The following is a 23,115-nucleotide window of genomic DNA, read 5'->3' as shown; positions in this document are numbered from 1 at the left end:
GCCGTGACCCGCACCCGTGGCGCGCGCCGCGCCACCACCGCCCTCGCCGCGCTGGCCTCCGGCACCCTGCTGGTCGCGCTGAGCGGCTGCGGCGCCGCCGACATGACCAAGCAGACCTCGCCGTTCGCCGCGGCCAAGGGGGCCAAGTCCGTCACCCTCTCCGTGCAGAGCTGGGTCGGCGCCCAGGCCAATGTGGCCGTCGCCAGGTATCTGCTCGAACACCGCCTCGGCTACCGCGTCGACACCGTCCAGGTGGACGAGATCCCCGCCTGGGACGCGCTCAGCCAGGGCCGCGTCGACGCGATCCTGGAGGACTGGGGCCACCCCGACCAGGAGAAGCGGTACGTCAAGGAGAAGAAGACGATCACCGCGGGCGGCGACCTCGGGGTCACCGGCCACATCGGCTGGTTCGTACCGAAGTACTGGGCGGACAAGCACCCCGACGTCACCGACTGGAAGAACCTCGACAAGTACGCCGGTCAGCTCCGCACGGCGGAGAGCGGCAGCAAGGGCCAGCTCATGGACGGCTCGCCGTCCTATGTCACGAACGACAAGGCCCTGGTGAAGAACCTCAAGCTGGACTACGACGTGGTCTTCGCGGGGTCCGAGGCGGCGCAGATCACCCAGATCCAGCAGTTCGCCAAGGAGAAGAAGCCCTTCCTGAGCTACTGGTACGAGCCGCAGTGGCTCTTCAACCAGGTGCCGATGGAGGAGGTCAAGCTCCCCCCGTACACCGCGAAGTGCGCGGACAAGGGGGTCAAGGACCCTCAGTCCATCGACTGCGCCTATCCGTCGACACCGCTGCAGAAGTACTTCAACACCGAGTTCACCAGGACGGGCGGCACCGCCGCGGCCTTCCTGAAGAACTTCCGGTGGACGAAGGACGACCAGAACAAGGTCTCCGCGATGATCGCCTCGCAGGGACTCTCGGCCGACGAGGCGGCCAAGCGCTGGGTGGACCAGAACCCGGCCGTCTGGAAGAAGTGGCTCCCCGGCAAGAAGTGACGGAAGCCGCGTGTACGGGCCGAACCGGTGGGTCCGGCGCGGCAGGTCCGGCCCCGCTCCGGCCGCCCGGCCAGGTCCTTCGTGGTTCGCCCGGGGTGGGGGCCGGGGCCGGATGTGCTGCGCCTGCTGTGCTGCGCCTGCTGTGCCTGCTGCGCCTGCTGTGCTGCGCCGTACGGGTGGGAGCCGGGCGCCGTCCGCAGGGCCGCCCGCGGCCGCTGTTTCGGCGACCCCCCGGCCCCGGTACCCATGGGACACAGGCAGCGGCTGCCGGGCCTGCCGGCGCGTGAGGGATTCCGGGGCCCTGGACGGCCGGCCCCACCACCCCACGTACACCGGAGGATCCCGTGCTGACCACCCACTACGTCCCTGGCGCCCCGGACTGGCTCGACCTCGGCGCCCCGGACATCGACGCCTCCGTCGCCTTTTACACAGGGGTGTTCGGCTGGACCTTCCAGTCGGCCGGCCCCGAAGCCGGCGGCTACGGCTTCTTCCGGAAGGGCGGCAGGATCGTCGCGGCCATCGGCCCCTCGGCCGTGGAGGGCGCACGGGCCACCTGGACGGTCTACTTCCACACCTCCGACGCCGACGCCACCGCCCGCGCGGTCGAACAGGCCGGCGGTACGGTCCGCGTCCCGCCGGCCGATGTCTTCACCGCCGGCCGTACGGCGCGCTTCACCGACCCCGCGGGCGCGGAGTTCGCCGTCTGGCAGCCGGGCGACAGGCAGGGGCTTGACACCGTCATGGAGCCGGACGCGATGTGCTGGACGGAGCTGCACACCACCGACGCGGCAGCGGCGGAACAGTTCTACCGTGCGGTCTTCTCCTGGGACCACCAGGAGATGTCCATGGGCGATGGCATGGTCTACACCGTGGTCTCCGCGCAGGGCGGTGGCGAGGGCGACGACACCAGCCACGGCGGGATCATGCAGATCCCGCAGGAGAACGTGCGGGCCGGGGCGGCGTCGGAGTGGCATCCGTACTTCGGCGTCGAGGACTGCGACACCACGTTCACCGCGGCCACCGACCGGGGCGCCACGGCCCTGATGCCGCCGAGCAGTGTTCCCGGAGTCGGCAGGCTGGCCCTGCTCACGGACCCGGACGGCGCGGTGTTCGCGCTGATCAAGGGCGATCCTTCGATGGCCTGAAACCCGTGCGGACAAGGGCCCCGGCAGTCCCGCCCGCACGGGACCTGACAGTTTCCGCGCGGGCACGGGGGACGAACTCCGCCCGTGCCCGCGCGGGAGCGGGCGTGCGGCAGGCCCGGCCTCAGCTCGCGGGCGCCGCGTTGAGCAGGTCGAGCGCGCTCTGCTGGCAGCCGTAGTCCGGCGTTCCGGCCCAGGGGCCGTTCCAGTGCGGCCCGTACATGTCGAGCGCGTTGCGGTCCTTGCTGTGTGCGGCGTCCGCCCAGCGGCTCAGCGGGGCGTTGTACGGGTGGTCCGACAGCTCCGAGTTGAGCTTGCCGAGCCCCCGTACATAGGCCCCCTTGAACGACGGCCCGTCACCCGTGCAGCCGTCGGACTCGCCGGGCTCCCGCAGCACACCGTCGGTCTCCAGCCGGGTGGACGAGGCGTCGGCCAGGGTCCGGGCGGTGTCCAGGAGGCTGTTGTCGCCGGTGGCCCGGTGGAGTTCGGCCAGTCCACCGAGGATCACACCCTGGTTGTACGTCCAGGTCTGCTGGCCGTTGTTGGAACAGGCGTCGGTCAGACCGTCGTTGATCATGTGGTCCGCGTTGATCATGCCGCTGGAGCTGAACCACGACCACTCGTTCTTCGCCCGGTCCAGATAGGCGGAGTCGCCCGGGATGCGGTTGTGCAGGGCGGCGTTGAGCTGGAGGAACAGCTCGTTGGTGATCGCGTTCTTGTAGGTCTTGTTCTCGTTCCACAGCACACCGCCGCCACAGGTCCCCGTCCAGTTGGCGAACATGTGGTCGGCGTCGGCCCGTGCGGTGTCGAGATAGCGGCTGTCGCCGGTCAGGTCGTACGCGGCGACCCAGGCCAGCCCCCACCAGCCGGTGTCGTCGAGGTAGTCGTTGGTGAAGTTGCCGCCCTGCGCGCCGATGTTCTTGTCGTAGATGCTGGAGACGGCGTACTTGTAGCTGGGCATGCCGCTGGTACGGATGTTGTCGATGACGGCCGTCAGCGCGTTGGCACTGGTCCACCAGCCATTGCCACCGAACAGGCCGGTGCCGCGGTCGAACGACATCATCAGCGCGGTCGCCGCCGCGGTGCTCCTGCTGCCCGCGTTCCAGTCCGTACGCGCCCACTCCGTGCAGGCGATCTCGGCCCGGTCCCCGGCCTTTCCGCAGGCCCGGAGCGCACCGACTCCGGCCGAGTTCCAGTCGTCGACGTTGTACATCTGGGTGCGCCAGCCGCCCGATCCCGAAGGGGTCCTGGTGTCACCCAGCTTGCTCCCCGACGACCAGGTCTTTCCGCCGTCGAAGGAGCGGTCCAGCCAGACCTCGTCACCCGGGTTGCCGTTGTCGATGGAGGCCCACCCCATGACATCGTTGTCATCGATATGCAGAGCGATGCTGCGCGAGTAGACCGAGGCGGTGACCGGCGTCCGGTCCTTCGTCGCCGTGGCGGGGTCGCGGGCGTCGCAGTACTTGTTGCAGATCGCTCCCTGGGCGCCGGTGGAGGCCGTGGTTCCGGCGGAGGCCGCCGATGGCAGGAAGCCGAGAAGCAGGCAGGACATCGCGGCGAGCAGAGTCAGCCGTCCGGGTGTGGGGGTCATGTGAGCCTTCCGGTGGGGTGGGGGCCGTCAGGGTGCCCGGGGCGGGCGGGCGCAGAAAAAATCAGGTCCATGCCAATAGTGAACCCTGCGGCGTGAGATGAGCCCCCGCCGTACGGGCCGGAGTTCAGCGGTCGGCGGTGGGCCCGGCGGCAGGTGGCCATGGGCTCCCGGGCAGCCGCTGCGTTTGCGGGGGCGTGTCACTCGTGCCGAGAATCGGATCCAGTACGGCAGCACGCCCCTGTCCGTGACATCGGGGACCTCGGGCACCAGAACGGAGCACGGCCATGAAGCCGATCGTCACCGTGGGCCTGGACAGCAGGGCCGAGTCGCTCTCCGCGGTCCGCTGGGCGGCGCGTGAGGCGCAGTCGCGCGGCGCGGCCCTGCGCGTCCTGCACGCACGGGTGCCGCATCCGGACGGTCACGCCGGGACGCCGGACGAGGGCGGCCAGGAGGGACTCGGCCTTCCCCGGTGGATCATGGAGCGGGCGCGCATCGTCATTGACGAGCGCTGTCCCGGACTGCCCGTCACCGAGCAACTCACGGAGGGCGACCCGGCGGAGACCCTGCTGGAGGCGGCGGGCGACTCGCAGGTGGTCGTGCTCGGCTCCCGGGACATGGCCCCGCTGGCCAGTTACTACCTGGGCGACATCGGTCTGCGGGTGGTGGCGCGCGCCGACGCCCCGGTCGTGCTCGTCCGGGCGCGGGAGGCGACCGGGCCGGTGGCCGATGACGGCGCCGTGGTCCTGGGTCTTTCGCTGCACGGGCCGTGCGACGCGCTGTGTGCGTTCGCCTTCGACACCGCGGCCAGGCGCGGCGTCATGCTGCGGGCCGTGCACGGCAGAAGCGTTCCGGAGCACGCGTACACCCGGAGCGGAACCGACTCCCGTGCCGCCCGGCGGGCCACCGAGCGCGCCCAGTCGGAGCTGAGCGAGGCGCTGCGGCCCTGGCAGGAGAAGTTCCCCCAGGTGCGCACCACCGAACGGGTACGGACGGAGAGTCCGGCCCAGGCCGTCGTCCGGGGCGCCACGGGCGCGGGGCTGCTGGTCGTGGGGCGCCGCAGGGGCCGGCCCGCGCTCTCGCCACCGGTCGGCCATGTCCTGTCGTCGGCCGTGCACCACACGCCGTGTCCGGTGGCGGTCGTCCCGCACGACTGACCGGGCGCCGGCCCCGACCGGCGGACCACCGAAACCAGGCAGAGAAGGCAGGGAGCGCCATGCGCGAGACCAGTACGGAAGCACCGGCCGCGGTCACCGACGACGAACTCGCGTCCCTGGTCGCGCACTGGCGGGCCGCCAACTACCTGGCGGCCGGCCAGATCTACCTCCAGGACAATCCGCTGCTCACCGAACCGCTGCGGCCGGAACACATCAAACCCCGGTTGCTCGGCCACTGGGGCACCTCGCCTGGACTGAACCTGGTCCACACCCATCTGAACCGCGTGGCCAAGGCACGCGGCCAGGACACGGTGTGTGTCTGGGGGCCCGGCCACGGCGGCCCGGCCGTCCTCGCCAACTCGTGGCTTGAGGGCAGCTACACCGAGACGTACCCGGACATCGGCCGGGACGCGGCCGGCATGGCGCGGCTCTTCCGCCAGTTCTCCTTCCCCGGCGGTGTGCCCAGCCATGTCGCGCCCGAGACGCCGGGCTCGATCCACGAGGGCGGGGAGCTGGGCTACTCGCTCTCCCACGCGTACGGCGCGGCCTTCGACAACCCCGGTCTGCTGGTGGCCTGTGTCATCGGCGACGGCGAGGCGGAGACCGGGCCGCTCGCCGGGTCGTGGCACTCCAACAAGTTCCTCGACCCGGTGCACGACGGTGCCGTCCTCCCGATCCTGCATCTGAACGGATACAAGATCGCCAATCCGTCGGTGCTCGCGCGCATTCCCGAGGCGGAGCTCGACGGACTGCTCCGCGGGTACGGGCACGAGGTCCTGCACGTCACCGGCGCCGATCCGGACACGGTCCACCGGGACATGGCCGAGGCGATGGACACCGCCCTGGACCGCATCGCGCTCATCCAGCGCGGCGCCCGCGAGGAGGGCGCCGCCGTACGCCCCCGCTGGCCCGTGATCGTACTGCGCACCCCCAAGGGCTGGACGGGGCCCGCAAGCGTCGACGGGCTGCCGGTCGAGGGCACCTGGCGGGCCCACCAGGTGCCGCTGCCCGGCGTCCGCGAGAACCCCGAGCACCTCAGGCAGCTGGAGATGTGGCTGCGCTCCTACCGGCCGGAAGACCTCTTCGACCCCCAGGGGCGGCCCCGCGCCGAGGTACTGGCCTGTGTCCCCGAAGGCCCCCTGCGCCTCGGAGCCAACCCGCACACCAACGGCGGCCTGCGCCTGCGGGAACTCCCCGTACCGTCCCTGGACGAGTACGCCGTGCAGGTCCCCCGGCCCGGCGCCACCCTGCACGAACCGACCAGCGTCCTCGGCGATCTGCTCGAAGCGGTCATGGCGGCGACCGCGGAGCGCCGCGACTTCCGGGTGGTGGGCCCCGACGAGACCGCCTCGAACCGGCTCCAGGCCCTGTACGGGGCCAGCGGCAAGGCGTGGCAGGCGGAGGTCCTCGGCGTCGACGAGCATCTCGACCGGCACGGCCGGGTGATGGAGATCCTCTCCGAACACACCTGCCAGGGCTGGCTGGAGGGCTATCTGCTCACCGGGCGGCACGGGCTGTTCTCCTGCTACGAAGCGTTCGTGCACATCGTCGACTCGATGGTCAACCAGCACATCAAGTGGCTGAAGGTGTCGCGCACGCTGCCCTGGCGCCGGCCTATCGCCTCCCTCAACTACCTGCTCACCTCGCACGTCTGGCGCCAGGACCACAACGGCTTCTCGCACCAGGATCCCGGCTTTGTGGACCACGTACTGAACAAGTCACCGGAAGTCGTCCGCGTCTATCTCCCGCCGGACACCAACACCCTGCTCTCCGTCGCCGAACATGTCCTGCACAGCCGGGACTACGTCAATGTCGTGGTGGCGGGCAAGCAGCCCTGCTTCGACTGGCTCACCATGGACGAGGCGCGCGCCCACTGCGCGCGCGGTGCCGGGGTCTGGGAGTGGGCCGGCACCGAACGGGAGGGCGAGGAACCCGATGTCGTGCTGGCCTGCGCGGGCGACGTACCCACCCAGGAGGTGCTGGCCGCCGCTCTGCTGATCCGCCGCTACCTGCCTGGGCTCGCGGTCCGGGTGGTCAATGTGGTGGATCTGGCCCGGCTGCTCCCGGAGTCGGAGCACCCGCACGGTCTTTCGGGCAAGCAGTACGACGCGCTCTTCACCCGCGACAAGCCGGTGATCTTCGCGTATCACGGCTACCCGTGGCTGATCCACCGCCTCGCCTACCGCCAGGCCGGCCACGAGAACCTGCATGTACGGGGTTACAAGGAGTCCGGGACCACGACCACCCCCTTCGACATGGTGGTCCGCAACGACCTGGACCGCTACCGGCTGGTCCTGGACGTCATCGACCGTGTCCCGGGGCTCGCGGTACGGGCCACCCACGCGCGCCAGACCATGGAGGACGCCCGCCTCAGGCACCACGCCTGGATCCATGCGCACGGCACCGACCTGCCCGAGGTGGCCGACTGGACCTGGCAGCCGCTGCCGCTCGACGGCTGAGAGACCGCTCGATCCGGAGGTGCCCTTCCACCTGAGCGACCCCGCCGGACCCCGCCATCTGAGACATGCCCGCGGATCACGGCGCGTCCGCGGGCCGCGGGCGGCACAATCGGTGGCGCCGTGAAAGGCCCCGGCGCCACCGGGAGCCCTCCGTCCCCGCCCCCTGTGGAAGGGCCTCCGATGACAACTCCCCGGGTACGCCGGGTGCGAGTCCCGCAAGTGGCCCTTTCCGCCGACGAGTTCGCCACGGCCGACTACGCCTCCGCCTTCGAACTGCCCTCCCGGCATGCGCGCTCCCGGACGCCCGAGCAGTGGGCACGGGCCACCTTCGAGGGCGCTCCGGCCACCGTGCGCTGGGCCCTGCTGCGGGGCTGGACCCTCGTCCTCGGGCTGCGGATGGGACCGAGGCCGTCGCCGGACCATGTCCTCGGCTGGCCGGTCTCCGAGTCCGGCCCCGGATCGGTGACTCTCGAAGCGCGTTCGCCGCTGGTCGCGACCCGCAACGTCGTGGTGGTGAACGGCTCGGGCGTCGTCTGGGTCACCTTCGTGCGCTACCACAGGCGGCTCTCCCGGCTGGTGTGGGCGGCAGCCGCGCCCGTGCACCATCTGGCGGTGCCCTATCTCCTCGGGCGGGCGGAGCGGACCCGTACGGCTTCCTGACCGCCCGGCGGCGCGGACGCCGCCGGGCGGCGCACCCGCGCGGCTCTGTCAGGAAGACCGTGCGGGCGGCTTTCGGCCGGGCGCCAGGTCAGGGGCGGACGGTGCAGACAGCCAGCAGACAGAAATTCGCCCCCTGGGTGTTGCTCGGCCCCGTGCTCCTGCCCCCGGCGCCCTGATCACCGATGGTGCAACGGGCCAGCAGGCAGAAGTTGATGCCCTGTATGCCGCGGTAGGCGTTCGCGAGTGGCGGCGCGGTGGCCGTCCGGTGCGCTGTGCTCTGGGCCGGAGCAGCGCCCGGCGCGGCCCCGGCGGGGGCCGAAGCCGCGGCGGCGCCGCCCGCGGAGACCAGCAGGAGCAGGCCGGCGGCCGCGGTGGCGGTCCCCCAGCGGGGCAGGGAAACGGGAATCCTCAAGGGTTCTCCAACTCTCGTACGGACCATACGGTTTCGCCGTCATTCGGCACTGAAGCCGGTGCGGCTTGGTCGGCCGGCCCGGTGTGTCCCAGGTCTCTTCCGTGTGGTCCCCGCGCTTCCGCCGGTGGGGAAAAGATCCGATTAACCCGCTTGATGATCTGAAAATGTGAGCTAAGACACAGCGGCAGTCCATAGCATCCTCAGCTCCGAACCGTTGGTTGACAGCGCATCTGAGGCGGTGTCGGCATTGGAGGCAGCAGCTGTGGTTCGTCGTGAAGGGGCCGGAGGACCGGCCCGGAGGAAGGCCCGGCGGCGACCCGTTCGGAGTCGGTCGCGATGACCGCGCACCCCTCGGACCGCCCTGCCCGGTGAGCCCGCTACCGCCCGTTCCCCTTCTCCGGCCGACGGCTGCAACCCCCCGTCAGCCGTCCGGCCGTCCCCAGCTCCGAGGTGAGTTCCGCGTGACCCACGCACAGACCCACGACAGCCATGCCGCCGACGGCGGTGCCGACAGCAAGCGTGCCGACGACGGTGGTGCCGACAACAGCCTTGCTGACGGCCGTGGAGCGGTGCTCCCGCTGACCGCCGCTCAGCGGGGGCTCTGGTTCGCGCAGAAACTCGACCCGGGCAACCCGTCGTACAACGTGGCCGAGTACGCGGTCATCCCCGGCCGGGTCGATCTCGCGCTGCTCAGGGAAGCGGTCCGGCATGTGGCCGGGGAGACGGAGGCGATGCGGCTCACCTTCGGCGAGCACGACGGCATCCCGTACCAGCGGGTCAGCCCGGACAGCGGCATCACGGTCCCGCTCGTCGATCTGTCGGGCCATCAGGATCCGGAAGGTGCGGCGCGGCGTCTGATGGCCACCGATCTCGCGACCGCGGCCGACCCGGCCGTGGGGCCGCTGGTACGGATGACGCTCTACCGGCTCGCCGACGACCTGCACTTCTTCCACCAGCAGGTGCACCACCTCGCCCTCGACGGCTACAGCGCGGTGCTCGCGCTGGGCCGTATCGCCGACGCCTACACGCAGATGACCGCGCCGGACGCGGAGCCCGTCGCGTCGCTGCCCGCGCCGCTGGGACCGCTCGTCGACGCGGACCGGGCCTACGAGACGTCTCAACTGCGCGCCGCCGACAAGGAGTTCTGGGCGCGTTACCTCGACGGGGCGCCCGCAGCCGTGGGGATCGCCGGGGAGGAGGCCGGCGCCCCCGGGCGCGGATTCCTGGCGGCGAGCGGCGAGATCGACCGGGACGGTGCCGAACGGCTGCGCGCGGCCGCCCGCGCCTCCGGTGTCGCCTGGCCCGCCTTCGTCATGGCGGCCGTGGCCGCCTACCTGCAGCGCAGCCGGGGTGTGCCCGAGGTCGTCATCGGGCTGCCGGTCACCGGGCGCCGGACCTCCGTGTCCCGTACAACGCCCGGCATGCTCTCCAACATCCTGCCTCTGCGGCTTCCGGTGTCCCCGTCCGACCGGGTGAGCGACGTGGCGAAGCGGGCGTCGGCCCAGGCCCGCGCCGTGCTGAGACACCAGCGGTACCCCGCCGAGGATCTCCGCAACGACCGGGGGCTCGCCGCCGGAGGCGGCCGTCTGACCGGCCCCTCGGTCAATGTGCTCGCCTTCGACGACACCCTCCGCTTCGGACCGCACACGGCCACCCTGCACAACCTCTCCGTCGGCCCGGTCGACGACATGGTGGTGGCCGTGCACGCCTCGTACGGGGGCGGCGGACTCCGCATCGACCTGCTGGGCAATCCGCGCCTGCACACCCAGCGGGAACTGGAGAACCACCACGACCGCCTCCTGCGCCTGGTCGGGCGCTTCACCGATGACCCCGGGCGGCAGATCGGCTCGCTGCGGACCGTCGGCGACACGGAACAGCGCCGCCTCATCGGCCTGGGCTCCGGGGACGCGGGCACGGCGGGGGAGAGCGGCACCGTACCGGCCGCCGCTCCCGCCACCGGAACGCTGCCCGAGCAGTTCGCCGCCCGCGCCCGCGAACACCCGCAGGACACCGCCCTGGTGTCCGGCGCCGTGCGGCTGACCTTCGGCGCACTCGACGCGCGGGTGAACGCCCTCGCCGCCCGGCTGGCGGAGAACGGCGCAGGACCGGGCACCCGGGTCGCGGTCGGACTGCCCCGCTCGGCCGACCTGGTGGTCGCGATGCTCGCCGTCATGCGGACGGGCGCCGCCTACCTGCCGCTCGACCCCACCTATCCGGCCGACCGGCTCGCCTACATGATCGAGGACTCCCGGCCGGTCGCGCTGGTCGCGACCCATGGGTCGGCGGCCCGCACCGACCCGGCCGGCGGACTGCCGCTGGTCGAGCCGGACGCCGCGGGACCGGCCACTTCACCGGCCGCCCCGGCCGGTTCCACCCGGCCCGGTCCCCGCGATGCCGCCTACGTCATCTACACCTCGGGTTCCACGGGCCGCCCCAAAGGCGTGGTCGTCGAGCACCGTTCCCTGAGCAACCTGCTGGCGCACCACCGCAGAGAGGCCCATACGCTGGCGGAGCGGGCGCTCGGGCGGCGGCTGCGGGTCGCCCTCACGGCGGCCACCTCGTTCGACGCCTCCTGGGACCCGGTCCTGTGGATGCTGGCCGGACACGAACTGCACATCGTGGACGACGACACCCGCAGGGACCCGGAGGCGCTCGTCGCGTTCCTGGTGGAACGGCGCATCGACGCCATCGAGACCACGCCCAGCTACCTCCGTCAGATGATCACGGCCGGGCTGCTCGGCTCTCCCGTACACCACCCCCGGGTGATCGCGCTCGGCGGGGAAGCGGTCGACGACGCGCTGTGGAGCCGACTCGCCGACCACCAGGACCTGTTGGTCTTCAATTTCTACGGACCCACCGAGACCACGGTCGACGCGGTCACCACCCGGATCTCCGGCGGGACCCCGGCGATCGGCCGGCCGGTCTCCGGTGCGCGTGCCTATGTCCTGGACTCGGCGCTCCACCCGCTGCCCGTCGGGGCGACCGGTGAGCTCTACCTCGCGGGTGAGGGCGTAGCCCGCGGCTACTCGGGCCGGCCGGGCCTGACGGCGGACCGGTTCCTGCCCGACCCGTTCGGCGCGCCAGGCAGCCGGATGTACCGCACCGGAGACCTCGCGAACTGGAGCGACGACGGCACCCTGGAGTTCGCAGGCCGCAGCGACCAGCAGATCAAGGTACGGGGGTACCGCGTCGAGACCGGCGAGATCGAGTCCGCGCTGCGCTCGCTGCCGGGCGTCGACGAAGCCGCGGTGACGCTCGCCGCCCCTGCGGACGGGGGAGTGGAGCGGCTCGCCGCCTATCTGGTGAGCCGCACGGGGCCCGCGCCGGTGTTCCCGGACATACGCGACGCCCTCGCGGACACGCTGCCCGAGCACATGGTGCCCACCGCGTACGCGGCCGTGGAACGGCTGCCGCTGACCCCGAACGGCAAGCTGGACACGGCCGCGCTCCCGCACGCCGCACCCCTGGCGCCCCGGGCGGGAGGCGAACCGCGCACCCCCGACGAGGCCGCGATGTGCGGGCTCTTCGCGGAGTGCCTGGAACTGCCCAGAGCCGGCCGGGACGACAACTTCTTCGCACTGGGCGGCCACTCGCTGCTGGCGACCCGGCTGGTGAGCCGGGTGCGTGCGCACTTCGGCGTCGAGCTCCCGATCCGCGCACTGTTCGAAGCACCCACCCCGGCAGGTCTTGCCGCGCTGCTGGACAGCGCCCACGGGGCACGGCCCGCCGTGACGCCCGCGGTGCCGCGCCCGGAACGGATCCCGCTCTCCTTCGCCCAGCAGCGGCTGTGGCTCCTCGACCGGATGGGCGGAGGCAGTCGCGCCTACCACCTGCCGGTCGCGCTGCGGCTGACCGGACCGCTCGACCGGCAGGCACTGGCCCACGCACTGGACGACGTGGTGCGGCGGCACGAGAGCCTGCGCACCGTATTCGCCGAGGACGCGGAAGGCCCCCACCAGCGGGTCCTCGCACCGGAGGACATCCGGGTACCGCTGTGGGCCCCGGACGGCGGCACCGGACGAGAAGACAGCACCGGACGAGACAGCACCGGACGAGACAGCACCGGACGAGACAGCACCGGGCAGGACGGCCTCGGGCAGGACGGCCTCGGGCAGGACGGCCTCGGGCAGGACATCACCGGCCCGGCCGAGTTCGTCCTGGACCGGGACCTCCCGCTGCGCGCGGAGCTGACCGTCACCGGCCCCGACTGCCATCTGCTGGTCCTGACTCTGCATCACATAGCCGCCGACGGCTGGTCGATGGGCCCGCTGCTCGGTGATCTCTCGGACGCCTACGCGGCACGCCGCGACGGTGTGGAGCCCGACTGGGCGCCGCTGCCGGTGCAGTACGCCGACTACGCGCTCTGGCAGCGCGCACTGCTCGGCGACCCCGCCGACCCGCGCAGCCTGGCCGGAAGACAGCTGGAGCACTGGACCGCGGCGCTCACCGGGCTGCCCGCCGGGATCTCCTTCCCGGCCGACCGGCCCCGCCCGGCGCACTCTTCGGGCCGGGGCGCCACCGTCCCGCTGCGGATCGGCGCGGCCACCCACCGGGCCCTCACCGAACTCGCGGCGCGGGAGGGCGCGAGCACCTTCATGGTGCTGCACACCGCGCTCGCCGCCCTGATGACCAGGCTGGGCGCCGGGGACGACATCGCTGTGGGCACCCCGGTCGCCGGGCGCACCGATGAGAGCCTCACCGGGCTCGTCGGCTTCTTCGTCAACACCCTCGTGCTGCGTACGGACACCTCGGGGGCGCCCGGCTTCCGTGAACTGCTGAACCGCACCAGAAGCGCCGACCTGGACGCCTACGCCCACCAGGAGCTCCCCTTCGACCGGCTGGTCGAAGCGCTCAACCCGTCGCGCAGCCCGGCACAGCACCCGCTCTTCCAGGTCATGATCAGCCTCAACAACGCACCCGCTCCGACCGTCTCCCTGCCGGATCTCAGGGCCGAGCACGACCCGGCGGCCGGACGCACCGGCGCGAAGTTCGACCTGACCTGGGACCTGGCCGAACACCATGACACCGCAGGGACACCCGCGGGGATCACCGGTGAACTGGAGTACAGCGAGGACCTCTTCGACCGTACGAGCGCCGAACGCTTCGCCGACCACTACGCGCGCCTCCTGGCCGCCCTGCTGCGCCACCCGGACCGGCCCGTCACCGACGCCGACTTCCTGACGGCCGCCGAGTACACGGCCGCGGTCGGCGGCCCCGCGGACACCCCGGCCCCCGCGCGGGGCCAAGCCGCCGAACCCGTCGACCCGATCGGCACGGTGGTGGACGTCCTCACCACCCGGGCCGTCGTCACCCCCGGCCGCACAGCTCTGGTGGACGGCGGCGGCGCCCTCACCTTCGGTGACCTCCACGACCGTACGGAGCAACTGGCCCTGCTGCTGCACGAGTCGGGGGTCCGGCACGGCGACCGGGTCGCCGTCGCACTGCCGCGTACCTCGCTGCACATCGTGGCGCTGCTCGGTGTGCTGCGCGCCGGAGCCGTCTTCGTGCCGCTCGACCCCTCGCACCCGCACGCCCGCAACCGGCTCATCCTCGACACCGCCGCCCCCGCACTCGTACTGACGACCGGCCGCACGACCGACGCGCTCCCCGAGACCGGACACCGCAGGCTCCTCATCGGTGACGGAGCCCCGCGACCCGCCACGGCCGGCCCGGCGCCGCAGCCGCCCCGGCCCTGCGACGCGGCGTACGTGCTGTACACCTCGGGATCCACCGGCCGCCCCAAGGGCGTGGTCGTCGAGCACCGTTCACTCGCCAGCCTGCTCGCCAGCCATCAGGAACGGCTGATCGGACCGGCGGAGCGGGCCAACAACGGGCTCGCGCTGCGGGTCGCGCTCACCGCGGCCACCACGTTCGACGCCTCCTGGGACCCGCTGCTGTGGATGATCGCCGGTCATGAACTCCACCTGGTGGACGACGCGACGCGGCGCGACCCCGAGGCGCTCACCGCCCATCTGCACAGCAACGCCATCGACGTCCTGGAGACCACCCCGTCCTTCCTCGAACAGCTCCGCTCCTGCGGCCTGTTCGCACCCGGCCGCCCCCGCCCGCGGGTGCTCGCCCTCGGCGGCGAAGCGGTCAACGAAGCACTCTGGAACGAACTCGGAGCGCTGGACGACGTCGCCGTGTGGAACCTGTACGGGCCCACCGAGGCCACCGTGGACAGCGTCATGGGACCGATCACCGCCGGGACCCGGCCGCACATCGGCCGGCCGGTGGACCGGATGCGCGCCAGGCTGCTCGACGCCCGGCTGCGTCCCGTCGCCCCGGGCGTCACCGGTGAGCTCTATCTGACCGGTGCCGGGCTCGCCCGCGGATATGAGAACCGGGCGTCGGCCACGGCCGCGCGCTTCCTGCCGGACCCCTTCGGCGGCCCCGGGGCGCGGATGTACCGGACCGGCGACCTGGTGCGCCGCCGCGCCGGACATCTGGAGTACGCCGGCCGGGCCGACGGCCAGGTCAAGGTCCGGGGCTTCCGTATCGAGACCGGGGAGGTCGAGGCGGCGCTCCTTCGGCACGCCGGAGTGGTCCAGGCCGCCGTGGCCGTACGGCCCGACGCGTCCGGCGCGGCCCGGCTCGTGGCATGGGCCGTCCCCTGCGACGGGCAGGACCTCTCCCCGCGCGCCCTGCGCGCCTTCGTGGCCGGGCGGCTCCCCGCGTACATGGTGCCCTCGTCGGTCGTCCCCGTACCCGGGCTGCCACTGACCGTGCACGGCAAGGTCGACTTCGACGCCCTGCCGGCCGGAGCGGCCGAGAGCGACGGGACGGACGACCCGCCGCGCTCGGCTCAGGAGGAGATCCTGTGCGCCCTGTTCGCCGAGACCCTCGGACACCCCCGGGTCGCCCGCACGGCCGACTTCTTCGACCTCGGCGGCCACTCCCTGCTGGCCACCCGCCTCGTCGGCCGGATCCGGTCCGCCTTCGGCACCGAACTGCCCGTCCGTACACTCTTCGAGGCGACCACCCCCGCGGCACTGGCCGAACGGCTCGGCGAGGCGGGCGCCGCACGGCCCGCGCTGCGCAGGACGGCCCGCCCCGACCGGCTGCCGCTCTCACCCGCCCAGCAGCGCCTGTGGTTCCTGCACCGGATGGACCCCGACGACGCCTCCTACCACATCCCCGTCGCCGTACGGCTGACCGGAACACTCGACCGCGACGCCCTGCGCTGTGCGCTGGCCGACGTCGTGGCCCGGCACGAGAGCCTGCGCACTCTCATCCAGGAGTCCGGCGGCGATCCCCACCAGACCGTACTCGCCCCCGGCGGCGCCCGCCCCGAACTCCCCGTGACAGCGGCCACCCCGTCCGGGCTCACCGAAGCGCTCCGGGCATCCGCCGTCCGCAGCTTCGACCTCGCCCGTGAACTGCCCCTGCGAGCCGAGCTGTTCGCGCTCGCCGACGACCAGCACGTGCTGCTCCTGACGGCCCACCACATCGCGGCGGACGGCTGGTCGATGGGCCCGCTCGCCCAGGATCTGGCCGGTGCCTACAGCGCCCGGGTAGCGGGCCGCACACCGGCCTGGACACCACTGCCCGTGCAGTACGCCGACTACGCCCTGTGGCAGCGCGCCGTCCTGGGCGCCGCCGAGGAGTCCGACAGCCTCGCCGCCCGCCAGCTCGCCCACTGGCGGGGGCAGCTCGCATCGGCACCGGCCGAGACCGCGCTGCCGGCCGACCGTCCGCGCCCGGTGCACCCGAGCGGCCGGGGCGGGACCGTCGCACTGCGGCTCTCGCCGGAGACCACCGAGGCGGTCTCCCGGCTCGCCCGCTCCTCGGCCACCAGCACCTTCATGGTGCTGCACACGGCACTGACCGTCCTGCTGCACCGGTCCGGCGCCGGCGACGACATCACAGTGGGGACGCCGGTCGCCGGGCGCACCGACGAGGAACTCGACGGACTCGTCGGATTCTTCGTCAACACCCTCGCCCTGCGGGTCCGCACCGACGGCGCACCCACGTTCCGGGAGCTGCTGGGCCGGGTGCGCGAGACGGACCTGGCGGCCTACGCCCACCAGGACCTCCCCTTCGAACGGCTCGTGGAGGAACTCAGGCCCGACCGCTCACTCAGCAGGCACCCGCTCTTCCAGGTCATGCTCACCCTCAACAACACCGTGCGGCCCCGGCTGGAACTGCCCGGTCTCCAGGCGGAGATGAGCGGAGTCGGCACCGGGGGAGCCAAGTTCGACCTCTCCCTGAGCCTGACCGAGCAGCACGAAGAAGGGGGCGCACACCGGCTCGAAGGGACGCTGGAGTTCAGCCGGGACCTCTTCGACACCGCGACCGCCCGTGACCTGGCCGACCGGTTCGGCCGGCTCGTGGACGGCGCCGCCGCCGCGCCGGACACCCCCATCCGGGACCTCGCCCTGATCCCCGCCGCCGAGCAGACCCGTCTGCTCGCCCTGGGCGAGGGGCGGCCCGCTCCCTGCCCGGCCGGCACCGTACTCGACCGGTTCGCCCGGACCGTCGCCACCGCACGCACCGGCGACATCGCTGTCACCGCCCCCGACGGCAGTCTCTCCTTCACCGGACTCGACTCCCGCTCCGACCGGATCGCGGCCCTCCTCACCGAGAGCGGGGTACGGCCGGGCGACCCGGTCGCCGTCCTGCTGCCGCGCTGCACCGACTCCATCGCCACGCTCGTCGGCGTACTCAAGGCCGGCGGCGTGCACGCGCCGGTCGACGCGAGCCTGCCCGCGGGGCGGATCACCGCGATCCTCGACGACACCCGGCCGCGCACCGTCGTCACGGTGGCCGGCACCGCGGAGCGGATACCCGGGCAGTGGCACCGGACGGTCCTCGACAGCGACCGGTCGGCGCGTACCTTGGCACTCCCCGCCCCGGGCCCCGCGCACCGTCCCGCCCCGGACGACCCCGCCTATCTGATCCACACCTCGGGTTCGACCGGACGGCCCAAGGGCGTACTCGTCGCCCACCGCTCCCTCGCCCGCCTCCTGGAACACCACCGTGACCATGTCTTCGCACCCGCGGCGCGCACCGCGGGCCGGGCGCGTCTGACCGCCGCGCTCACCGCGACGCTCTCCTTCGACGCCGCCTGGGACCCGGTCCTCTGGATGTTCGCCGGTCACCGCCTGCACCTCGTGGACGACCTCACCCGGCGCGACCCCGAAGCCCTGGTCGCCCGGGTACGCGAGGAGCGGATCGACGTCCTGGAGACCACGCCGACCCACACCCGGCAGCTCCTGGACAGCGGGCTGCTCGCCGTGGGGGAGCACCACCCGGCCGTGCTGATCCTCGGCGGCGAAGCCGTGCCGCAGGGACTGTGGAGCGAGCTGCGCGACGTCCCCGGAACGCAGAGCTGGAATTTCTACGGGCCCACCGAGGCCACCGTCGACACCCTGGAGACCCCTCTGGCGGCGGCCCGGCCGGTACTCGGCGCCCCGGTGACCGGTACCCGCGTCCACGTCCTGGACGACGCGCTGCGCCCCGCACCCACCGGGACCACAGGCGACCTCTATCTCGCCGGTGACAGCCTCGCGCTCGGATACCTGGGCCGCCCGGCGGAGACCGCCCGCAGCTTTCTGCCCGACCCGTACGGGCCGCCCGGCAGCCGGATGTACCGCACCGGCGACCGGGCACGCCGTACCCGGGACGACGAGCTGGAGTTCACCGGGCGCGCCGACCACCAGGCCAAGGTCCGCGGCTTCCGGGTCGAACCGGACGGGATCGCCGCCGTACTCGCGACGCACCCGCAGGTCGAGGCGGCGGCGGTCACCGTGCACGGGAGCGGTGCGGAGGCCGCGCTGGCCGCCTACATTGTGCCCGCGGACAGCGACGCACCGGCCGGCTCCGCCGGGCTTCGCGACCACGCGGCACGCCAACTGCCCGCGTACATGGTCCCGTCCAGCTGGCTCACGCTGGAGCGGCTGCCGCTGACCCCGAGCGGCAAGCTCGACCGGGCCGCGCTGCCACCGCCCGCACCGCGCACCCGGGACGCCGGGACCGGCCGGGTTCCGCGCACCCCCCGGGAGGACGTGCTCTGCCAGCTCTTCGCCGAAGTCCTCGGAACCGACCAGGTGCTGACCGATGACGACTTCTTCGCACTCGGCGGCCACTCCCTGCTGGCCACCCGCCTCATCGGCCGTATCCGTACGGCACTCGGCGTGGAGCTGGGCATCCGGGCGCTGTTCGAGGCTCCGACCCCGGCCGGGCTCGCCGAGCGGCTCGACGGCGCGGCCGACAGCCCGCTGACGACGCTGCTGCCGCTGCGCACGGCAGGCGGTCTCCCCCCGCTGTTCTGCGTCCATCCCGCGGGCGGCCTCGCCTGGTCGTACGCCGGTCTGCTGCCGCATCTGGACGAGGGCCGGCCGCTCTACGGACTCCAGTCGCCGAACCTGGACGGCGGGGCCCCCTTCCCCGACAGCATCGAGGCCATGGCCGCCGTCTACGTGGCGGAGCTGCGGACGGTCCAGCCGCACGGCCCCTACCACCTGCTCGGCTGGTCCTTCGGAGGCAATGTCGTCCAGGAGGTCGCCGTCCAGCTCCAGGAGGCGGGGGAGCGGGTCGCCCTGCTCGCTCTCCTCGACGCGTTCCCGGTCGCCCCGCTCGACAACCTGGACAGCGCCGACCGGGACACGGTCTTCCGCGCGCTGCTGGGCAACCTCGGTGTCGAGGGCGCCGCGCCCGGCGGCGACACAGCCGTGGACGCCACGGCCGTACGCGACGAGTTCCGGCGCACCGGCAGCCCCCTGGGCGCCCTCGAACCGGCCACCATCGATCACATGGTGGACAACTTCGCAGGCCAGGCGCGGCTGATGCGGGTCTACACCCCCCGTACCTTCCACGGCCCCGTGCTCTTCTTCACCGCTGCGGAGGGCCGCCCCGCCGGCACCTTCGGAACGGACCTCTGGGCGCCGTACATCACCGGTCCGATCGAGAACCACGACGTGGCGTGTGCGCACGCCCGGATGATGCAGCCCGCGGCCCGCGAGCAGATCGGCACCACCGTGGCCGCGGCCCTGCGCGCCACTCACCCCACCGCACAAGGAGAACTGTCATGACCAACCCCTTCGACGACCCGCAGACCCAGCACCGCGTCGTGGTCAACGACGAGGGACAGCACGCACTGTGGCCCTCGTTCGCCGCGGTACCCGACGGGTGGGGAGCGGTGTACGGGCCGGCCGACCACGGAGCCTGCCTCGCCTACGTCGACCAGAACTGGACCGACCTGACACCGCGCAGTGCCCGGATCACCGTCGGCTGACCGGCCACCGGAGCCCCCGGCATGCCGGGCGTCCGCCATTCACCCGACGAGAGGCAGCGATGACGGCCCAGCCGACGTCCCCAGCGATCCAAGCGGAAGGAATCACCAAGAGATTCGGTGCGAAACAGGCCCTCGGGGGTGTCGGTCTGGAGGCCGGGCCCGGGACCGTACTCGGCGTCCTCGGCCCCAACGGGGCGGGCAAGACCACCCTGGTGCGGATCCTGTCGACCCTGCTGCGACCCGATGCCGGGCACGCCAGGATCGCCGGCCGCGACGTGGCACATGACCCCGAGGGGGTGCGCCGCAGGCTCGGGCTCTCGGGCCAGTACGCGGCCGTCGACGAGAAGCTCACCGGGCGCGAGAACCTGTACCTGGTGGCCCGCCTCTACGGAATGCGCCGGACCGCCGCCCGGCGCAGGGCGGCCGAACTGCTCGCCGGCTTCCGCCTCGACGAGGCCGCCGACCAGCTGAGCGGGGCGTACTCCGGCGGAATGCGCCGGCGCCTCGACCTCGCGGGCGCTCTGGTGGCCCGACCGCCGGTGGTCGTACTGGACGAGCCCACCACCGGGCTCGACCCCCGCGGCCGCATCGACACCTGGCAGTCCATCCGGGAACTCGTCGGCGCCGGCACCACCGTCCTGCTCACCACCCAGTACCTGGAGGAGGCCGATCAGCTGGCCGACAGCATCGTCGTCATCGACCGCGGCACCGCCATCGCACGGGGCTCGGCAGCCGAACTGAAGGCCAGGGTGGGCGGCGAGCGTCTCGCGCTGACCGTGCCCGACCCGGAGGCCAGGTCGCGGACGTACGGGATACTCGGCTCCCTCGGCGCCCACGAACCCGAACTGGACCGGCGCACCGGCCGGTTCACGGTCACCACCGACCACGGTGCGCACACCCTGGAGTACGTACTGGGGTGTCTGCGGCTCGACGGGATCACGGTGCGGGACGTGGAACTGGCGCCACCCACCCTCGACGACGTCTTCCTCGCACTCACCGGCGGCCCGTCCCGGGGGACCGGGGGCGGCCCCCCGACGGCCGAGCCGGTGGGTACGGCCGTGCCCGCCGGGCGAGGACCCGGCCGGGAGACGCGGGAGGGGCAGCCGTGGCAGGGGTGAACCGGGTGGCGCGCGACGCCACCATCATCGCCTGGCGCAATCTGCTCAACCTGCGCCGTACACCCGGATCCGTGATCGCCGCGCTCGTCCAGCCGGTGATGTTCGTGCTGCTCCTGGCCTATGTGTTCGGCGGGAGCCTCGGGGGCGCGCACTACCGGACCTTCCTGATGGGCGGGATCTTCGCGCAGGCGGTCACCTTCAACGCGGCGTTCACCGCACTCGGACTCGCGCACGACATGGACAAGGGCATCGTCGACCGGTTCCGGTCGCTGCCGATGCCCAGAATGGCGGTGATCCTGGGCCGGACCCTGTCCGATCTGACCATGAGCGTCGTCACGCTCACCGTGACCTCGCTCTGCGGACTCCTCGTCGGATGGCGCATCGCCAACTCCGCAGCCGAGGCGGCCCTCGCCTATCTGCTGGTGCTGCTCTTCGCCTTCGCCATGTCCTGGGTCGGCGCCACCATCGGACTGATGGCCCGCAGTGTGGAGGTCGCTCAGAGTGCCGGGCTGATCTGGCTCTTCCCGGTGACGTTCATTTCGTCGGCGTTCGTCCCGACGGACACGATGCCGGGACCGCTCAGGACCGTCACGCAGTGGAATCCGGTGTCGGCGACGGCCACCGCCGTCCGCCTGCTCTTCGGAAACCCTCCACCGGGCGGACTGCGGGCGGACGGCGCCTGGCCCGTCGTACACGCCCTTCCGTACGCCCTGCTCTGCGCCTGCGTGATCACCGGCGTCTTCATGGGCCTGGCACTGCGGCGCTTCCACCGGATCACGGTGCGCTGAGGGCGGCCGCGACGACGGGGCGGGCGGGGACTGCGCCGGGGGTCAGACGTCGGCCCAGACCAGCCGCCCGCCCGCCTCCTGCGAGGTGCCCCAGGCGGCTGCCAGCGCGGTCACGATGAGCAGACCACGGCCCCGTTCCGAGAGACCGGCCGGTGCGGCGCCGTCCGGCTCGGTCTCGCACACCGGCGGCCTGCGCTGGGCCGGAATGCCGTCCCCGCCCGCGTCCCACACCTGGATCCTTATCCGGGAGCTGGTGCGCCGCAGGCAGCAGCGGACCGTGGCGGACCGGGCACAGTAGCGGACGGAGTTGGTGACGAGTTCGGAGACCAGCAGGACGGCGGTCTCCGTCCGCTCCTCCGGCTCGCCCCAGGCCAGCATGGCGTCGCGGACGCGCTGCCGTGAGTCGGTGACCCCCTCCGGTATGCGCGGCGTCGACCAGCGGTAGGCGCAGTCGTCCCTGTCGTCGAAGGGCGCGGCAGAGGCATCACCATCGAATTCAGACATATATGCACTATCAACACTTTCGGCATACTCTGCAACTGTCAGAGTGTGAATCACGCAGAATGCGACCCCGCGGTTGCCCGGTTTCGCCGTGAATGAGCCGTGAAGGAGATGGACGCCGTGAGAGCCCGCTCAGGCCCCACCCTGGAGCATCGTGTGGTCGCGGAGCAGCTCCGCCTGGCCCGTGAGCGCGCCGGCTGCAGCCTGGCGGCCGTGGCCGTGGCGCTGGACCTCTCCGAGGCCACCGTGCGGCGCATCGAGCGGGCGGAGACCGCTCTGGACGCCGGGCAGGTCAGGGATCTCCTGGAGTACTACCACCACCCGGAGGAGGACGCCCGGCGGATCAGGGCCAGTCTGGTCAGGGCGAACGAACCCGGCTGGTGGCACCGCTGGCGGGACGTCCTGCCCGCCTGGCAGCGGGACGTCATCGGTATCGAGTCGTCGGCCGGGGTGATCCGGATGTGGCACCCCGCCCTCGTCCCCGATCTGCTGCGGACCCCCGCCTACGCCGCCGCGGTCGAGGCGGTCCGCCACCCACAGGCGCCGCCCGCGGTACGGGCACGGCGTACGGAGTTCCTCCGGGCACGGCAGGAGCGCTTCCACGAGCGGGAGGCGGTCCTGTGGGCGCTGGTCCCGGAGGCCGCCCTGCACACCTGCGTCGGCTCCCCCGAGGTCATGCGCGAGCAGCTCGACTCCCTGCGGCAAGCGGTCGGCCGCCCGAACATCACCCTCCAGGTGATGCCGCTGGGGGCCGGACCGCACGCCTTGACGGGGGCTCCGCCGCTGGAGCTGATCCGGCTTCCCGTCCCGGAGATCCCGGACCACGCCGTCGTGGGCGCCCCCGGCGGCGAGGCCGCCGTCACCCATGACCGCGCGCTGGTCTCCGCGTACCGGATGCTCCTCGACTCCGCCTGCGGCGCGGCGCCGGCCGCGGGCGCCGCGCTGTCCGCGCTGTTCCGGATCTGAGGTCTGAACGGCCCGGACCGGCCGGTATCACCCGTACTGGTGTGATCGACCGAGTCTCACCGGAAAATGGATCAAGATCCGGT

At 72.6% G+C, this 23,115-nt stretch carries 13 protein-coding genes; 10 read left to right on the top strand and 3 right to left on the bottom strand.

The features are described from left to right. The first annotated feature begins 3 nt into the window (after window positions 1–3). On the top strand, window positions 4–1,005 hold the full coding sequence (locus ACWGKJ_RS18805; protein WP_385029471.1) for an ABC transporter substrate-binding protein: 1,002 nt from the start codon (window positions 4–6) through the stop codon (window positions 1,003–1,005). 344 nt (window positions 1,006–1,349) lie between these two features. Then, the gene (locus ACWGKJ_RS18800; protein ID WP_385029468.1) at window positions 1,350–2,150 is read left to right on the top strand and encodes a VOC family protein; all 801 of its coding nucleotides are present in this window, start codon (window positions 1,350–1,352) and stop codon (window positions 2,148–2,150) included. 121 nt (window positions 2,151–2,271) lie between these two features. Here the strand turns inward: ACWGKJ_RS18800 and ACWGKJ_RS18795 are convergent, their stop codons facing one another. Then, entirely contained in the window at window positions 2,272–3,738 is a 1,467-nt protein-coding gene (locus ACWGKJ_RS18795; RefSeq protein WP_385029465.1) for a glycoside hydrolase family 76 protein, read from the bottom strand. Between the two features lie 284 nt (window positions 3,739–4,022). On the opposite strand from ACWGKJ_RS18795, the gene ACWGKJ_RS18790 reads away from it, so the two are divergent. The 3 genes from ACWGKJ_RS18790 to ACWGKJ_RS18780 all read left to right on the top strand — a co-directional run bounded on the left by ACWGKJ_RS18790 (window position 4,023) and on the right by ACWGKJ_RS18780 (window position 8,011). Next, entirely contained in the window at window positions 4,023–4,892 is an 870-nt protein-coding gene (locus ACWGKJ_RS18790; RefSeq protein WP_385029462.1) for a universal stress protein, read from the top strand. Window positions 4,893–4,951: 59 nt separating this feature from the next. Then, window positions 4,952–7,351, top strand: coding sequence for a phosphoketolase family protein (locus tag ACWGKJ_RS18785; protein WP_385029459.1), 2,400 nt, complete (start codon window positions 4,952–4,954; stop codon window positions 7,349–7,351). A gap of 219 nt (window positions 7,352–7,570) precedes the next feature. Continuing rightward, window positions 7,571–8,011: a DUF2867 domain-containing protein gene (locus tag ACWGKJ_RS18780; RefSeq protein ID WP_453315769.1), complete on the top strand. Its 441-nt coding sequence runs from the start codon at window positions 7,571–7,573 to the stop codon at window positions 8,009–8,011. An 88-nt stretch (window positions 8,012–8,099) separates the two neighbouring features. Here ACWGKJ_RS18780 and ACWGKJ_RS18775 read toward each other — a convergent pair whose 3' ends face one another. Further along, window positions 8,100–8,423, bottom strand: a complete 324-nt coding sequence (locus ACWGKJ_RS18775; protein WP_385029453.1) for a hypothetical protein — start codon at window positions 8,421–8,423, stop codon at window positions 8,100–8,102. Between the two features lie 569 nt (window positions 8,424–8,992). On the opposite strand from ACWGKJ_RS18775, the gene ACWGKJ_RS18770 reads away from it, so the two are divergent. From ACWGKJ_RS18770 to ACWGKJ_RS18755, 4 genes are read left to right on the top strand one after another with little or no spacing between them, the layout of a single operon-like run. Beyond that, window positions 8,993–19,456: an amino acid adenylation domain-containing protein gene (locus ACWGKJ_RS18770; RefSeq protein WP_385029493.1), complete on the top strand. Its 10,464-nt coding sequence runs from the start codon at window positions 8,993–8,995 to the stop codon at window positions 19,454–19,456. Continuing rightward, the gene (locus ACWGKJ_RS18765; protein ID WP_385029450.1) at window positions 19,453–19,659 is read left to right on the top strand and encodes an MbtH family protein; all 207 of its coding nucleotides are present in this window, start codon (window positions 19,453–19,455) and stop codon (window positions 19,657–19,659) included. Before ACWGKJ_RS18770 ends, ACWGKJ_RS18765 begins: the two co-directional genes overlap by 4 nt. A gap of 59 nt (window positions 19,660–19,718) precedes the next feature. After that, window positions 19,719–20,777: an ATP-binding cassette domain-containing protein gene (locus ACWGKJ_RS18760; protein ID WP_385029447.1), complete on the top strand. Its 1,059-nt coding sequence runs from the start codon at window positions 19,719–19,721 to the stop codon at window positions 20,775–20,777. Then, window positions 20,765–21,565, top strand: coding sequence for an ABC transporter permease (locus ACWGKJ_RS18755; protein ID WP_385029445.1), 801 nt, complete (start codon window positions 20,765–20,767; stop codon window positions 21,563–21,565). The genes ACWGKJ_RS18760 and ACWGKJ_RS18755 overlap by 13 nt, the downstream gene beginning before the upstream one ends. A 42-nt stretch (window positions 21,566–21,607) precedes the next feature. On the opposite strand, the gene ACWGKJ_RS18750 is transcribed toward ACWGKJ_RS18755, so the two are convergent. Next, window positions 21,608–22,069 (bottom strand): ATP-binding protein, encoded by a 462-nt coding sequence (locus tag ACWGKJ_RS18750; protein WP_385029442.1) that lies wholly within the window; start codon window positions 22,067–22,069, stop codon window positions 21,608–21,610. 117 nt (window positions 22,070–22,186) lie between these two features. Here ACWGKJ_RS18750 and ACWGKJ_RS18745 point away from each other — a divergent pair, with 117 nt between their 5' ends. Beyond that, window positions 22,187–23,032 (top strand): helix-turn-helix domain-containing protein, encoded by an 846-nt coding sequence (locus ACWGKJ_RS18745; RefSeq protein ID WP_385029490.1) that lies wholly within the window; start codon window positions 22,187–22,189, stop codon window positions 23,030–23,032. The last annotated feature ends 83 nt before the right edge of the window (window positions 23,033–23,115 follow it).

The sequence above is a fragment of the Streptomyces sp. NPDC054757 genome, assembly GCF_053612185.1.
This window is presented reverse-complemented; position numbering and strand designations above follow the sequence as displayed.